Annotated in this window: 15 protein-coding genes and 1 riboswitch; of the genes, 6 read left to right on the top strand and 9 right to left on the bottom strand. The window is 72.1% G+C overall.

Features of this window, described 5'->3' with window-relative positions; genetic code table 11:
• Position 1: 1 nt before the first annotated feature.
• The 7 genes from IC607_RS09580 to IC607_RS09550 form a co-directional block, all read right to left on the bottom strand.
• Positions 2-778: an amino acid ABC transporter ATP-binding protein gene (locus IC607_RS09580; protein WP_370526117.1), complete on the bottom strand. Its 777-nt coding sequence runs from the start codon at positions 776-778 to the stop codon at positions 2-4.
• Positions 775-1,869 carry an amino acid ABC transporter permease gene (locus tag IC607_RS09575; RefSeq protein WP_191787168.1) on the bottom strand — a complete coding sequence of 365 codons (1,095 nt, stop codon included), beginning with the start codon at positions 1,867-1,869 and terminating at the stop codon, positions 775-777. Before IC607_RS09575 ends, IC607_RS09580 begins: the two co-directional genes overlap by 4 nt.
• Positions 1,866-2,426 carry a GNAT family N-acetyltransferase gene (locus tag IC607_RS09570; RefSeq protein ID WP_191787167.1) on the bottom strand — a complete coding sequence of 187 codons (561 nt, stop codon included), beginning with the start codon at positions 2,424-2,426 and terminating at the stop codon, positions 1,866-1,868. The genes IC607_RS09575 and IC607_RS09570 overlap by 4 nt, the downstream gene beginning before the upstream one ends.
• Positions 2,423-3,241, bottom strand: coding sequence for a DUF1684 domain-containing protein (locus IC607_RS09565; RefSeq protein ID WP_191787166.1), 819 nt, complete (start codon positions 3,239-3,241; stop codon positions 2,423-2,425). Before IC607_RS09565 ends, IC607_RS09570 begins: the two co-directional genes overlap by 4 nt.
• Positions 3,242-3,267: 26 nt before the next feature.
• The gene (locus IC607_RS09560; protein ID WP_191787165.1) at positions 3,268-4,638 is read right to left on the bottom strand and encodes an NtaA/DmoA family FMN-dependent monooxygenase; all 1,371 of its coding nucleotides are present in this window, start codon (positions 4,636-4,638) and stop codon (positions 3,268-3,270) included.
• Between the two features lie 13 nt (positions 4,639-4,651).
• Positions 4,652-5,830, bottom strand: a complete 1,179-nt coding sequence (locus IC607_RS09555) for an LLM class flavin-dependent oxidoreductase (RefSeq protein ID WP_191787164.1) — start codon at positions 5,828-5,830, stop codon at positions 4,652-4,654.
• Between the two features lie 309 nt (positions 5,831-6,139).
• A riboswitch (SAM riboswitch) is annotated at positions 6,140-6,253 on the bottom strand.
• A 146-nt stretch (positions 6,254-6,399) separates the two neighbouring features.
• Positions 6,400-6,717 (bottom strand): SHOCT domain-containing protein, encoded by a 318-nt coding sequence (locus tag IC607_RS09550; RefSeq protein ID WP_191787163.1) that lies wholly within the window; start codon positions 6,715-6,717, stop codon positions 6,400-6,402.
• 106 nt (positions 6,718-6,823) lie between these two features.
• Between IC607_RS09550 and IC607_RS09545 the strand changes: the two genes are divergently transcribed.
• Positions 6,824-7,267 (top strand): hypothetical protein, encoded by a 444-nt coding sequence (locus IC607_RS09545; protein ID WP_191787162.1) that lies wholly within the window; start codon positions 6,824-6,826, stop codon positions 7,265-7,267.
• A gap of 158 nt (positions 7,268-7,425) precedes the next feature.
• Here the strand turns inward: IC607_RS09545 and IC607_RS09540 are convergent, their stop codons facing one another.
• Positions 7,426-8,331, bottom strand: coding sequence for a VOC family protein (locus IC607_RS09540; RefSeq protein WP_191787161.1), 906 nt, complete (start codon positions 8,329-8,331; stop codon positions 7,426-7,428).
• 26 nt (positions 8,332-8,357) lie between these two features.
• Positions 8,358-8,936, bottom strand: coding sequence for an NADPH-dependent F420 reductase (locus tag IC607_RS09535; RefSeq protein ID WP_191787160.1), 579 nt, complete (start codon positions 8,934-8,936; stop codon positions 8,358-8,360).
• A gap of 81 nt (positions 8,937-9,017) precedes the next feature.
• Between IC607_RS09535 and IC607_RS09530 the strand changes: the two genes are divergently transcribed.
• The 5 genes from IC607_RS09530 to IC607_RS09510 all read left to right on the top strand — a co-directional run bounded on the left by IC607_RS09530 (position 9,018) and on the right by IC607_RS09510 (position 15,187).
• Positions 9,018-9,500 (top strand): MarR family winged helix-turn-helix transcriptional regulator, encoded by a 483-nt coding sequence (locus tag IC607_RS09530; RefSeq protein WP_225224812.1) that lies wholly within the window; start codon positions 9,018-9,020, stop codon positions 9,498-9,500.
• Positions 9,501-9,674: 174 nt separating this feature from the next.
• The gene (locus IC607_RS09525) at positions 9,675-10,508 is read left to right on the top strand and encodes an SDR family oxidoreductase (protein ID WP_191787158.1); all 834 of its coding nucleotides are present in this window, start codon (positions 9,675-9,677) and stop codon (positions 10,506-10,508) included.
• 298 nt (positions 10,509-10,806) lie between these two features.
• Positions 10,807-12,852 carry a bifunctional aldolase/short-chain dehydrogenase gene (locus IC607_RS09520; RefSeq protein ID WP_191787157.1) on the top strand — a complete coding sequence of 682 codons (2,046 nt, stop codon included), beginning with the start codon at positions 10,807-10,809 and terminating at the stop codon, positions 12,850-12,852.
• Positions 12,853-12,875: 23 nt separating this feature from the next.
• Positions 12,876-14,087, top strand: a complete 1,212-nt coding sequence (locus tag IC607_RS09515) for an alpha-hydroxy-acid oxidizing protein (protein WP_370526116.1) — start codon at positions 12,876-12,878, stop codon at positions 14,085-14,087.
• Between the two features lie 74 nt (positions 14,088-14,161).
• Positions 14,162-15,187, top strand: a complete 1,026-nt coding sequence (locus tag IC607_RS09510) for a LacI family DNA-binding transcriptional regulator (protein ID WP_370526115.1) — start codon at positions 14,162-14,164, stop codon at positions 15,185-15,187.
• The last annotated feature ends 58 nt before the right edge of the window (positions 15,188-15,245 follow it).

Below are 15,245 nucleotides of genomic sequence, written 5' to 3'. Positions count from 1 at the left end.
GCTACAGGACCTTGTCGAGGAACGCTCGGGTCCTGGGGTGGGTGGGGTTGTCGAGCACCTGCGCGGACGTGCCCTGCTCGACGATCCGGCCGGCGTCCATGAACACGACCTGGTCGGCGATCTCGCGGGCGAACCCGATCTCGTGCGTGACGAGCAGGATCGTGGTGCCGCCGCGGGCCAGGTCCTTGATGACGTCGAGCACCTCGCCGACGAGCTCGGGGTCGAGCGCGGAGGTCGGCTCGTCGAACAGCAGCACCTTGGGCCGGGTGGCGAGCGCGCGGGCGATGGCGACGCGCTGCTGCTGCCCGCCGGACAGCTGGCGGGGCCGGGCGTCGGCCTTGTCGGCCAGGCCGACGCGGGCCAGCAGCTCGCGCGCCTCCGCCTCGACCTCGGAGCGTCGACGACCCTGCGCGGAGACCGGCGCCTCGACCACGTTCTCCAGCGCCGTGAGGTGCGGGAACAGGTTGAAGGACTGGAACACGAACCCGATCTCGGTCCGCTGCCGCAGGATCTGCTTCTCCTTGAGCTCGCGCAGCGTCTCACCGCGCCGCGCGTAGCCGATGAGCGTGCCGTCGATCGCGACGAATCCGCGGTCCACCTTCTCCAGGTGGTTGACCACCCGCAGCAGCGTCGACTTGCCCGAGCCCGACGGCCCGATGACGACGGTCACGCCGCCGGGCGGGACCACGAGGTCGACGTCGTGCAGGACCTCGAGCGTGCCGTAGCTCTTGCGCACGCCGTGGACCTCGACGAGTCCGCCGGTCGCTGCCGCGCTCACAGTCCGCTCCCTTCCGTGGGGCGCGGAGAGCGCGCGGTGCGGAACAGGTGGCCGCCCCGGTTGCCCGACGACCATCCGGCGGGCACCGCGGATGACACGGGCCTCCCGGTGGTCCCGGCCCACGCGGTCAGCGCCGTCCAGCGCGCCTTCTGCAGCGGCGTGGGCGGCAGGGTGCGCAGCGCGCCGCGGGCGTAGTACCGCTCCAGGTAGAACTGCGCAACGGTCAGCACCGTCGTCAGGATCAGGTACCAGATGCCCGCGACGAGCAGCAGGGCGACCACCTTGAGGTTGCGGCCGTAGATCACGCCGACGGTGTAGAACAACTCGCCGTACGCCAGCACGTAGACGACCGAGGTGCCCTTGAGCAGGCCGATGATCTCGTTGATGGACGTCGGGACGATGGTGCGCATGGCCTGCGGCAGGACGATGCGCCACTGTTGCCGGGCCCGCGGGATGCCGAGAGCGGCGGCGGCCTCGTGCTGACCCTGGTCGACGCCCAGGATGCCGGCGCGGACGATCTCCGAGGAGTACGCGGCCTGCGAGAGGCCGAGTCCCAGGATCGCGGCCCCGAACTTCCCGACGATCGACCCGGTCTCCACGTCGGTGAACGACGGCCCGAACGGGATGCCGAACGACAGCGTCGGGTACAGGTACGCGAGGTTGTACCAGAGCAGCAGCTGCAGGATCAGCGGCACCGAGCGGAACACCCACACGTACAGCCACGCGACCGACTGCAGCAGCGGCGAACGCGACAGCCGCATGAGCGCCAGCACCGTGCCGAGCCCGAACCCGATCGCCGCAGCGGCCACCGTCAGGCGGATGGTGCCCCAGACCCCGGACAGGATCGACGGCCACGTGAGGTATTTGCCCACCACGGCCCAGTCCCAGTGCGGGTTGGTGACCAGCGAGTTCACGACCATGGCGAGGAGCACGGCGACGACGGCCGTCGCGACCCACCGCCCGGGGTGCCGGGCCGGCAGGACGCGCAGGCTCTCGAGCTCGGCGCGGCGTTCGGCGGACGTGAGGTGCGTCGACGCGGGTGGGCCCGACGTCGCGGCGGGGGCCGACGGGCGCGCGGAGATGATGGTCATGACGTCCTCAGCCACTTCTCGAAGGGCAGCGGACCGGTGCGGTCCGCCTCGGTGTCGAACAGGGGCGTGTACCCGGCGGACAGGTACAGGCCCACGGCCTCGGGCTGGCGCGGGCCGGTGGTCAGGTAGAGCCGGGCGTACCCGGCCGCCGCGGCGCGGGCCTCCAGCTCGACGAGGACGCGGCGCGCGAGCCCCTGCCGTCGGCGGGTCGACGACGTCCAGATCCGCTTGAGCTCGGCCGTCGGGACCGCGGGCGTGCCGTCGGTGTGCCGGACGTGCCGCTCGGCGAGGCGCTCGACGTCACCGAGCTCCGGCTCGGTCCGCCGCCGGAACGCACCGCCGGCCACGGGCTCCCCGTCGTCGAGCAGCACCACCAGGTCGCCGTCGGGCGCCGCGAGCTCGTGGGCCGGGTAGGCCTCGAGCTCGGCGCGCAGCTCGTCGGCGTCCAGGAGGTCGCGGTACCGCGTCGCGTACTCGTACGCGAGCTCCGACAGCAGCGGGCTGACGAGCGGGTCGCCGAGCCCGACGGTCCGGACCTCGAACGTCGTCGCGGTCACGACGCACGCTCCGGGCGACGCTCACCGGCGGGGACCGCGAACGGCAGGTGGTTGCCCGGCACGGGCGCCGGGCACGTGCCGTGGTCGCTGAACGCGTACGGCAGGTTGACGGCACGGTTGAGGTCGATGCGCAGCGTCGCGTCGGTCGGGCCGGCGGGCACGACGACGATGCGCCACGGAGCCACGTCGGCCGAGTCGTCCGAGAACAGGAGCGCCACCTGCCCGTCATGGGCCGCCGTGAGCACCACGGTCGCGGACCGGCCGTCACGCTCGAGCGTGACCTCACCGACGGCCGTCACCTGGTGCACGAGCCCGGGCTGCGCGGCGCCGACGGTCACCGGCCGTGGCTCGTCGTACCAGCGCACGGGCACGTCCAGCACCCAGGACGCGTCGTACGGGCCGACGGGTACGCCCGTGAACCCGGCGAGCGCGACAGCGCGCGGGTCCCGCACGCGCAGCGCGGTCCGGCCCGTGCGGCGGATGACCTCGACGACGACGAGCGTCCCGTCGTGCGCCGTGAAGGCCAGCTCGCTCGACGACTTGCCCTCGTCCACCCGCACACTCGCCTGCAGGTCCAGCGGAACACCGTCGCGCTCCAGCCGGTCCTCCGGCGTGGCGGCGACACGGGCGGCGCCGTCCGCGTCCACCGACCAGCGACCGGGCAGCCCGGCCAGCGCGGTCGGCCGCGCGGCCAACCAGTGCAGCGCGACGAGCGTCAGCCACCCGTGCTCGGTGGCCAGGGCGCGCTCGCGCTCGGCGTGCCACTGCTCGTGCAGCAGCGCGGGATCGGTCGTCTCCAACGTGGCGGTGCTCATGGGGTCTCCTGCCGAGAGGGGTCGTGTCAGCCGGCGACGGCTGCGGGACGAAGCCCGCGCGCGAGGTCGGGGTGGGCGAGGCCGAGGTGGTCGCGCAGGGTGGTGCCGCTGTACTCGGTGCGGAACGAGCCGCGCTCCTGCAGGAGCGGGACCACCGTGTCCAGCACGTCGTCCAGGCCGTGCGGCGTCAGGTGCGGCACGAGGATGAAGCCGTCGGAGGCGTCCTCCTGCACGTACCGGTCGATCTCGTCGGCCACCTGCGCAGCCGTCCCGACGAAACCGCCGCGCGAGGTCACCTGGATGACCAGCTCGCGGATGCTCCACCCGTGGGCGGCCGCGAGCTCACGCCACTGCGCGACCACCGGACGCGGGTCCTTGATGTGGCGCACACGTCCGCGCGTGATGTTCGCGCCGTCCACGTCGGGCTCGACGTCGGGCAACGGTCCCTCGGCGTCGTAGGCCGTCAGGTCGACGCCCCACACCTGCTCCAGGAACGCGATCGCCGTCTGCGGCGAGACCTGCTGCCGCCTGATGATGCGCGCCCGCTCGGCTGCCTCGTCGGCCGTGTCCCCCAGCACCACGGTCGTCGCGGGCAGGATCTTGAGCGAGTCGCGCGATCGTCCGTACGTGGCCAGCCGGCCTTTGACGTCGTCGTAGAACGTGCGGCCCGCGTCGAACGTCGAGTGCATCGAGAACACGACGTCCGCGGTCGCTGCCGCGAAGTCGCGGCCGTCCGCGGAGTCGCCCGCCTGGAACAGGACGGGGTGGCCCTGCGGTCCGCGCGGCGTCGTGAACGTGCCTTCGGCGTCGACGTGCGCGCCGTGGTGATCGACGGGCCGCACCGAGCCGGGGCGCAGGAACTGCCCCGCGTCGGCATCAGCCGCGACGGCGTCGTCGTCCCACGAGTCCCACAGCGCCCGCGCGACGTCCACGACCTCACCGGCGCGCGCGTACCGCTCCGCGTACGGCAGGTACCCGCCGCGCCGGAAGTTCTCGCCGGTGAAGGCGTCCGAGCTGGTCACGAGGTTCCACGCGGCCCGGCCACCGGAGAGCACGTCAAGGGTCGCGAACTGGCGGGCCAGGTCCCACGGCTCGTTGAACGTCGTGTTGATGGTGCCGGCCAGGCCGATCCGGTCGGTGACCGCCGCGAGCGCCGCGAGCAGCGGCAGCGTGTCGGGACGGCCGACGACGTCCAGGTCGTGGATGGCGCCCTTGTGCTCGCGCAGGCGCAGGCCCTCGGCCAGGAAGAAGAAGTCGAGCTTGGCGTCCTCGGCCCGGCGGGCCAGGTGCTCGAACGAGGCGAAGTCGATCTGGCTGCCGGAGTCGGGCTCGGTCCAGACGGTCGTGTTGTTGACCCCGGGGAAGTGGACGCCGAGGTGGATCTGCTTGCGCGCCATCGTCGCCCGTCCCTCAGGCCGTCGCGGCGGCGTAGACGTTGGCGGGGCGGTGCAGGCCGAGCGTGTCGCGCAGCGTGCTGCCCGGGTACTCGGTGCGGAAGAGGCCCGCCTCCTGCAGCGCGGGGACCACCTCGTCGACGAACAGGTCGAGGTCGGTGGACAGCGACGCCGGCCGCACGTGGAAGCCGTCGACGGCGCCGGCGTTCACCCACTGCGCGACGGTCTCGGCCAGGGCGGCGGGCGTGCCGACGTGCGTGAGCGAGTCGGTCTGCCACTCGACGCCCTCGAGGTCCTGCAGCAGCCAGAGCCGGGACTCGGCCGCGGCCTCCTGCTGGGCGAGCACGACGAAGACGTCCACGAGGACGATCACGTCGCGCGGGTCGCGGCCGGCGGCACGGGCCGCGTCGTGCACCTGCGTGCGCTTGTCGCGGGCCTCCTCCAGGGTGCGGGCGTGCACGCGGACGACGTCGGCGCGTCGGCCGGCCAGCTCGATCTCCCCGTCCTCGTCCGCCCGCACCACCACCGGCGGGCGCCCCTGCGGCGGGCGCGGCGTGATCGACGGACCCTTCACGGCGAACCGGATGCCCTCGTAGTCGACGTGGTGCAGCTTGTCGCGGTCGACGAACCGCCCCGTGGCGACGTCGCGGATCTCCGCGTCGTCCTCCCACGAGTCCCAGAGCCGGCCGACGACGTCGGCGGCCTCGTCGGCCTGCTCGATCGCGTCCGCCGCATCGCGCGGGGCCTTGCGGCCGAACGCCGATGCCGCCGCCTGCTCGGTGGACCACGCGACCTGCCAGGCCGCGCGCCCGCTGCTGACGTGATCGATCGTCGCGAGCGCCTTGGAGACGTGGAACGGCTCGGTGTGCGTGGTGTCGACGGTCGCCACCAGGCCGATGCCCGCGCTGCGGGGAGCCAGGCGGGACGCGACGAGCGCCGCGTCGAGCCGCCCGCGGACCCCCCGCTCGTGCGGCTGCAGCGAGAAGCCGTCGTCGAACGCGACGAAGTCGAGCCGGCCGCGCTGGGCCGTCGCGACGAGTGCGACCAGGCGGTCCACGTCGAACAACCGCGCCGCCTGCGAGCCGGACGTGCGCCACGCGGCGGGGTGGGCGCCGGCGTCCGTGAGGTCGACGCCCAGGTGGAGGGCGGTCGGGCCGTGCAGGGCGGTGAGGTTGTTCGGGGCGTGCGGGGACATGGGGGTGCTCCGTTCAGGGAAACGACGGACAGGCTGCAGGGGACGACGAGGTGGGCTCGCCGGGGTGGCGCGCGAGGCGCGGTGCTGCCCGGCGTCGAGGACGCGGGATCAGCGGGGGCGCCGGAGCCGGCTCAGGGCCGCTCGCTCCGCGCCGAGGGCGTGCTCAGCGACAGAGCTGGGCCGTGCGACAACACATTCGCCCGGCGGCTGCGCCGGGTGCGGGACGGGCCGACGGCATGACGAGGCGCACCTGCGTGAGGTTCGTCGCCATCTGCCGTCTCCTGTCCGTGTCGTGGCGTCCGGAGACGCCGTGCGCGCTTGCCCGACGACGACGCCGCCGGACCTGGTCCTCACCCGGGGCACCCCGCCGCGCGGGAGGGTTGCCGTCCGACCAGCCGGGGCTACACGTCGGAACTCGTGACCAGCATCGACACTCAAAACCGGACTGCCGATGTCGGGAAATCTAGGAAGGTGCCACCGCCCTGTCAACGAAGGTCGGGGCGGATCTCGAATACTGGACCGAATCAGTCGTCTTTATGCTCACGACGACATCCGCTCCTCCCCGGAGCTCAGGCCTCGCCGAGCACCCGCGCCCGCGCCGCCGACCGCTCGGCCCGGTCGATCACGCCGCGCCGCTCGAGGTCGTCGATCTCCGCGAGCCGCTGCTCGATCGTCTTGACGGCGGGCTCGGGCGCCATCCACCGGCTGTCACGCGCGGCCACCATCATCTGCGCGTCGGCCGCGAGCGGGTCCATCCCCGCATCCCGCAGCACACGCGACTTGCGGCGCGTCGAGACGACGATCAGCACGACGACGGCCACGAAGAACACGCCGAAGACGGCGAACATCACCGCCATGAAGGCGGGTACAGCAGTGAACGGGTCCACGTCGCTCCTTCGTCGTCGTCGGTCGGCAACCTAGCGGAACGACGACGCCGGCGGGCGCGAAATCCTTCACCGCGCCGACGCGCCGTGCGGGTGCGACGATCGCCCGATGGATCTGTCCGTCCTCACGCGCCCGTCCCCGCCCACGTCACTGCCCCGCACGCTGACCCGGATCGGCCTGGGCGCCGGCCTCGTGTTCGCCGGCGTCACCCACCTGACCGTCGCGCGCGACGAGTTCCAGGCGCAGGTCCCCGACTGGTTCCCGGTCGACGCCGACCTCACGGTCCTGGTCTCCGGAGCCGTCGAGATCACGCTCGGCGCGGCACTGGTCACGCTGGCGCGGTGGAAGGTGGCCGTCGGGCTGGTCGCCGCCGCGTTCTTCGTCGTCATCTTCCCCGGCAACATCGGCCAGTGGCTCGAGCACAAGGACGGCTTCGGGCTCGACACCGACACCAAGCGCCTGGTCCGCCTGTTCTTCCAGCCGGTTCTGGTCGCTCTCGCGCTGTGGTCGACGGGCGCGGTCAGCGCGCTGCGCGAGGCAGCCCGCAGCTGAAGCCTCGCAGCGCCGGTGCGGCGGAGCCCTTCGGGGCGGCGTGGTCGGTCCCGGCCAGTAGTCGGGTCGCCCTCGAGGTAGTCGGTTGCAATCGACTACCTCGAGGAAGGTCGACTACCGAGCCACGGCAACCGACGACCGGGCACAGGCGGCCCGGGTCAGCGCGCGAGCAGCTCGTCGGTGGTCAGGTCCGGCAGCGCGATGGTGACCTGGGTGCCCCACGGGTCGCGCACGACGACGGACCGGCCGTCCCCCGCGAAGTCGATGTTCCGCGCGCGCAGCCGGGCACCCAGCGCCTCGATCTCGCCGGCCGTCGGAACGGTGATCGCGACGTCCCCGAGGCCGAGGCGGGCGGCCCGCGGACCGGCACCGCGGCTGTTCCACGTGTTCATCGCGATGTGGTGGTGGTACCCGCCGGCCGACGCGAACAGCGCGCCCGGGTACCCGGTCACGGTCGCCTCGAAGCCGAGCGCGTCGACGTAGAACTCGCGGGCCGTCGGCACGTCGCCCACCTGCAGGTGGACGTGCCCGACGACGCCCGCGCGGCTGGGTCCCGCGTCGAACGTCTCCTGCGTCAGGTGGTCCTGCAGGTACAGGTTCGGGTCCAGGTACTCGGTCGCCATCGCGATCTGACCTGCGGTGATGGTCCACTCGCTGCGCGGGCGGTCGGTGTAGAGCTCGACGCCGTTGCCCTCCGGGTCGGTGAAGTAGAACGCCTCGCTGACCAGGTGGTCGCTGGAGCCGACGAACTGGCCGCGACGGTCCTGGGCCGCGCGGTAGACGGTCGCCGCCAGCGCGGGGGCGTCCTCGAACAGGAAGGCGGTGTGGAACAGGCCGGCCTGTCGGGGGTCGACGCCCGGCAGGTCCGGCGTGTGCACCAGCCGCACGAGCGGCGTCGTCCCGCGCCCCAGGACGCGGTGCACCTCACGCTCGCGGGTGCGCTCCTCGAGCGGCGCCATGCCGAACGCGCGTGCGTAGTAGTCGGACATGAGCTCGAGGTCGCCGACCCGCAGGGTCACGGCGCCCATCGAGGTGTCGGCGGCGAGGATGCGGTCGTCGGTCATGGTCTCTCCAGCGTGGTTCAGTGGTGTCAGCGGGCGACGGCGAAGCCGCCGGTCCATGCGACCTTCTCGCCCACCGCGAGGGTGAGCTGCAGGAAGCCGAGGGCCTCGAGCTCGTGTGCGCGAGCCAGCATGCCGGCGTCCAGGGCGGCCACACCACCCGCGACGACGGCGTCGACGAGCGCCTGCTTCGCGTCCGCGTCGTCGCCGGCCACCAGGACCGTCGTCGGGAGCCCGCCGACCTGCTTGCTCGCGAGCGTCGCGGCGAAGTTGGTGTTGAACGCCTTGAGGACCCTGCTGCTGGGCAGCTTGGCCGCGAGCTCGGCGGCAGCGGAGCTACCCGCGGGAACGACGAGGGAGTCGAACGTCTCGAAGTTCAGCGGGTTGGTGATGTCGACGACGACCTTGCCGGCGAGCTGGTCGCCGTAGGCCTCGACGATCGCGTCGAGCGCGGGGTACGGGACAGCGAGGACGACGACGTCGCCCGCGATCGTCGCCTTGCCCGCGTCGGACGTGTTCACGTGGGTGACGTCGGCACCGCCCGCGGCGAAGATCCCGCCGATCGCGCTGCCCATGTTGCCCGTACCGATGATCGTGAAGCCGGCCATGATGCGTCCCTTCGTCGTTTGCTTGTACCTGAAACTAACACCCATTACTTGTAGGTGCAACCTACGCGTAGGATGGGCGACATGACGGAGCTCCAGCACGACGAACGCGTCGCGGTCGCGCGCCTGCACGCGCTGCTCGAGCTGCTGCCGACCGCCCTGGACCGACGGCTCGCCGGCACGGGCCTGACGTCGTTCGAGCTCACGCTGCTCGAGGCGCTGCACGAAGCCGACTCCCACCGCCTGCGCCTGTCCGCCCTGGCCTCCCGCACCAACGCGACCCTGCCGCGGCTGTCCCGCGTGGTCTCCGGCCTCGAGCGCAAGGGCCTGGTGCTGCGCGCGCCGTGCGAGCAGGACGGGCGCGCGACCAACGCCGTGCTCACGGACGCGGGCACCGCCGCCTACGAGGCCGCCCGCCCGCTGTACGACGACGCCGTCCGCACGATGGTCCTCGACGGCCTGGACGACGGCGGCGTCGACCGCCTCGCGTCGCTCTGCCTCGACATCCTGACCCGCCTGGACCCGGACCGTCGCCTGACGGTCACCGCCGACGGTGCCCCCACGTGAGCCGCCGACCCCGCGCCGCCGACCTGCCCGGCCGACCCGCGCTGACTCCGACGCCGACCACCGCGCTGTGATTGTTCGCATCACGCCGACAAACGCAGAGCGATGCGTCGTAGCGTCACGCGATGCTCAGCGCAGCGAGCGCATCCCGCGAGCCCACCGCCGCATACTGGGCCGATGACTACCATCGCGATCACCGGCGCGACCGGGAACGTCGGTCGAGCGGTCGCGGAGCACCTCGCGGGTACGCCGGCTGACCTGCGTCTCGTCGTGCGCGACGCGTCCCGCGCACCCGACCTCGCCGCGGACGTCGCGCAGACCGGCTACGGCGACCGGGCCGCCGCCGCGCGCGCCCTCCGCGGCGTCGACGTGCTGCTCATGGTCTCGGCCGCGGAGAGTGCCGACCGGCTCCAGCAGCACCGCACCTTCGTCGACGCGGCCGCCGAGGCGGGCGTCCGGCACGTCGTCTACACGTCGTTCCTGGGCGCATCGCCCGATGCGACGTTCACCCTGGCCCGCGACCACTGGGCCACCGAGCAGCACCTCCGCGGCAGCGGGATGGCGTGGACGTTCCTGCGCGACTCGTTCTACCTGGACTTCCTGCCCGCGCTCGCCGGTCCCGACGACGTCATCCGTGGCCCCGCCGGCGACGGGCGCGTCGGGGCCGTCGCCCGCGCCGACGTCGCCCGCAGCGCCGCCGCAGTCCTGGCCGCGCCCGACGACCACGCCGGGCAGACCTTCGACCTGACAGGCCCCGCGGCGCTGACGCTCGAAGAGGCCGCGGCGATCATCACCGAGGTCACGGGCCGCCCGACGACGTACCACCGCGAGACCGTCGACGAGGCGTATGCGTCCCGCCGGCAGTACGACGCCCCGGACTGGCAGCTCGACGCCTGGGTCTCCACCTACACCGCGATCGCCGCAGGCGAGCTGGCCGCGGTCACCGACGCGGTCGAGCGGCTGACCGGCCGCGTCCCCGTCGACCTGCGCGACCTGCTGCGGTCGTCGTGACGGCATCGATCCCCTACCAGCCGCTCCCCGTCGACCTCACGGACGTCCGGTACGAGCACGGCCGGAGCTCGCGACGCCAGACGGACGTGCCGGCCGGCGAGACCGTGGAGCTGACCTGGTCGGACAGCCGCGTCTATCCCGGAACGACCTGCAGCCTCAGCCTACGGACCGGACGCGCCCGCCCGAACTCCTCGAACGCCGGATCCGACCGCGGCCCTCTGTGCCGGCCTCGCCTTGACCCGCAGCGTCGCTTGTTCCTAAGATTGAATCGATTCATTCACTTCTTTGGGAGACACCGATGTCGAACCCCGCGGTCCAGTCCTTGGTCGCCCGCTCCAACCGCCTGGGCGCCGATCCGCGCACCACGAACTACGCCGGGGGCAACACCTCCGCGAAGGGCGTCGAGGTCGACCCCGTCACGGGCGGCGACGTCGAGCTGCTCTGGGTGAAGGGCTCGGGGGGTGACCTGGGGACGCTGACAGAGAAGAACCTGGCCGTCCTGCGCCTCGACCGCGTGCGCGCGCTCGTTGACACCTACCCGGGCGTCGAGCGCGAGGACGAGATGGTCGCTGCGTTCGACTACTGCCTGCACGGCCGCGGCGGTGCCGCCCCGTCCATCGACACGGCCATGCACGGGCTCGTCGACGCGGCGCACGTCGACCACCTGCACCCCGACGCGGGGATCGCGATCGCGACGTCGGCCGACGGCGAGAAGCTCACGACCGAGATCTTCGGGGACGCCGTCGTATGGGTGCCCTGGCGCCGCCCCGGCTTCCAGCTCGGCCTCGATATCGCCGCCATCAAGGAGGCCAACCCGCAGGCAGTCGGCTGCATCCTCGGCGGGCACGGCATCACCGCCTGGGGCGACACGTCCGACGAGGCGGAGCAGCGGTCGCTGTGGATCATCCGCACTGCCGAGGCGTACATCGACGAGAAGGCCGCCCACCTCGCCGAGCACCCGTTCGGCGCGGTCCGCGCAGGGTTCGAGGCGCTGCCCGAGCAGGAGCGTCGCGCACGTGCCGCCGCGCTCGCGCCCGTGATCCGTGGGCTCGCCTCGACCGACAAGCCGCAGGTCGGCCACTTCACGGACGCCGACGTCGTGCTGGACTTCACCGCCCGCACGGAGCTTGCACGTCTTGCCGGGCTCGGCACCTCCTGCCCGGACCACTTCCTGCGCACGAAGGTCAAGCCGCTGGTCGTCGACCTGCCCGCCACGGTCCCGGTCGAGGACGTCGTCGCGCGACTGCACGAGCTCCACGCCGCCTACCGCGAGGACTACCAGGCGTACTACGACCGCAACGCAGACGCGAACAGCCCTGCGATCCGCGGGGCCGACCCGGCGATCGTTCTCGTACCAGGCGTGGGGATGTTCTCGTTCGGCAAGGACAAGCAGACCGCACGCGTCGCCGGGGAGTTCTACGTCAACGCGATCAACGTGATGCGCGGCGCCGAGGCCATCAGCACCTACGCACCGATCGAGGAGTCCGAGAAGTTCCGGATCGAGTACTGGGCGCTGGAGGAGGCGAAGCTGGCGCGGATGCCGAAGCCGAAGGCGCTCGCGACCCGCGTCGCCGTCGTTACCGGCGCCGGTTCGGGGATCGGCAAGGCGATCGCCGAGCGCCTGGCGGCCGAAGGCGCGTGCGTCGTCATCGCCGACCTGAACCTCGAGGGCGCCCAGGCAGTCGCTGACGAGCTCGGTGGTCCTGACGTGGCCGTCGCCGTCCAGGCTGACGTCACGGACGAGGACCAGGTCGCAGCCCTGATCCAGGCGGCATCTCTCGCGTTCGGTGGCGTCGACCTCGTCGTGAACAACGCCGGTCTGTCGATCTCCAAGCCGCTGCTCGACACGACGACGAAGGACTGGGACCTGCAGCACGACGTCATGGCCCGAGGCTCCTTCCTGGTGGCGCGCGAGGCGGCCCGCGCGATGGTCGCCCAGGGCATGGGTGGCGACATCGTCTACATCGCGTCCAAGAACTCCCTGTTCGCCGGGCCGAACAACATCGCGTACTCCGCGACCAAGGCCGACCAGGCACACCAGGTGCGCCTCCTGGCCGCAGAGCTCGGCGAGCACGGCATCCGCGTCAACGGCGTCAACCCCGACGGCGTCGTGCGAGGGTCCGGCATCTTCGCCGGTGGATGGGGCGCCAAGCGTGCGGCCGTCTACGGCGTCGCGGAGGACAAGCTCGGCGAGTACTACGCGCAGCGCACGCTCCTGAAGAAGGAGGTCCTGCCGGAGCACGTCGCGGCGGCCGTCTTCGCGCTGACCGGCCCTGACCTGGTGCAGACGACTGGGCTGCACGTGCCCGTCGACTCCGGCGTCGCCGCCGCCTTCCTGCGCTGAGCCCGAACCAGAAAGAGCACCTCGTGGTCAACCGTCAGATCCCCCAGTGGTCCGAGCTCAAGCCGCTGATGCGGCCCAAGCCGATCACGCTCAACTCGACCGACCGCAGGCTCGCCGACGCCCTGACGATCGCCGACCTGCGCACCCTGGCGCGCAAGCGCGCGCCGCGCTCCGTCTTCGACTACACCGACGGAGCAGCAGAGGCGGAGATCAGCCTGCAGCGGGCGCGCAGCCTGTTCCGCAACCTCGAGTTCCAGCCGTCGATCCTGCACGACGTGTCGTCGGTCGACACGACGACGAACATGCTCGGCAAGCCGGCATCCGCCCCGTTCTCCTTCGCGCCCACGGGCTTCACCCGGATGATGCACCACGAGGGTGAGCGGGCCGTGGCCCGGGTCGCCCAGCGCCGGGGCATCCCGTACGCGCTGTCGACGATGGGGACGACGTCGATCGAGGACGTCGCGGCCGCTGCTCCCGACGCGCGCAAGTGGTTCCAGCTCTACGTCTGGAAGGACCGCTCCGCAGGCGAGGACCTCATGGCTCGTGCCAAGGCGGCCGGGTACGACGCGCTCCAGCTCACCGTGGACGTCCCTGTCGCCGGGGCGCGCCATCGCGACGCCCGCAACGGGTTCTCCATCCCACCGGCGCTGAGCGTGAAGACCGTCGCGGGTGCCGCCATCCACCCCTCGTGGTGGATCAACCTCCTGACCACAGAGCCGCTCACGTTCGCGTCGTTGTCGTCGTGGAGCGGCACCGTCGCGGACCTGCTCGACAAGCTCTTCGACCCGACCATGACGATCGCCGACCTCGAGTGGCTGCGCTCCGTGTGGGACGGGCCGCTCGTCATCAAGGGCATCCAGACGGTCGAGGACGCCAAGCTCGTCACGGACGCCGGCGCCGACGCGATCGTGCTGTCGAACCACGGCGGCCGCCAGCTCGACCGTGCACCCGTCCCGCTTCGCCTGCTTCCGGACGTCGTCGAGGCTCTCGACGGCCGTAGTGAGGTGTGGGTCGACACGGGCATCACGTCGGGCGCCGATATCGTCGCCGCCCTCGCTCTGGGTGCCGACGCCACGATGGTGGGCCGCGCGTACTTGTACGGCCTCATGGCCGGGGGTGAGCGCGGCGTCGACCGCGCCGCCGAGATCTTGACACGCGAGGTTCGCCGCACGATGGCGTTGCTCGGCGTCAGCACGGTGGACCAGCTCGGCTCCCGGCACGTCCGTCTGCCGTGACCTCGTCGAGGGTGGGGTCACGACACACGGCCTCACCCCCGACGACCGGTTCATCCGCCTGGGAAGATGCGCACGTGGCACAACAACGGCGACGACCGTCCGTCAGCGACGTGGCCCGTGCTGCGGGCGTGTCCGTCGGCACGGTGTCGAACGTCTTCAACCGTCCCGACGTCGTCGCGCCGGAGACCCGCGACCGGGTGCAGACCGCGATCGACGAGCTCGGTTTTGTCCGCAACGGCTCGGCGCGTCAGCTGCGACGCGGGTCGATCACGACCGTCGGCGCGCTGCTGCTCGACATCCGCAACCCGTTCTTCACCGACGTCGCACGCGGTGTCGAGGACAGGCTGACGCTCGACGACCACACGTTGATGCTGGCCAGCTCGGACGACGACCCCGAGCGCGAGGCGAAGTACCTGCGCCTGTTCGAGGAGCACGGCGTCCTTGGCCTCCTCGTCGTCCCGACGAGCCGCTCCACCGAGCACCTGGTGGCACTGCACGGTCGCGGCGTGCCCGTGGTGCTCCTCGACGCGCCCTCGTCGACGCCAGGCATGTCGTCCGTCTCAGTCGACGACGTCGCCGGCGGGGAGCTCGCCGCCGCACATCTGCTGGACCAGGGCTTCGCCACGATCACGTTCCTCAACGGCCCGCACTCGATCCGTCAGTGCGAGGCCCGACGAGCGGGTGTCGACCGCGCTGTGCGGGCCCGAGGCCTCGACCCCGCCGACGTGGTGCACGAGGTCCCGCTCGCCTCGCTCGACGCCGTAGGCGGCGATCAGACGCTCGGAGCCTGGATCGACGCGCACGGCGGAGCCGCGCCCGAGGCCATCTTTTGCGTGAACGACCTCGTCGCCGTCGGCGCCCAACGGTGTCTACGCAAGCGCGGAGGCAACGAGCTCGTGACCGGCACGGCGATCGTCGGCTACGACGACATCGACGTCGCCGCCGAGCTCGCGCAGCCGCTCACGTCGGTTCGCCAGCCCACCCACGAGATGGGCTACGAGGCCGCCGACCTTCTGCTCGGCCGCGCTGCCGGCGGCCCGGTGCGCCACACGATCTTCCAACCCGAGCTTGTCGTTCGCGCCTCGAGCCTGCGTTCTTAGCCTGAGTGGCCCCCAGCGCCGACCCATCGAGTCGTAGACAGCCTGCGAGCACGAGGAG

It is taken from the genome of Cellulomonas sp. JH27-2 (genome assembly GCF_014837175.1).
Classification (GTDB): domain Bacteria; phylum Actinomycetota; class Actinomycetes; order Actinomycetales; family Cellulomonadaceae; genus Cellulomonas.
The sequence above is the reverse complement of the archived record's forward strand: the minus strand, read 5'-3'. Positions and strand labels throughout refer to the sequence as shown.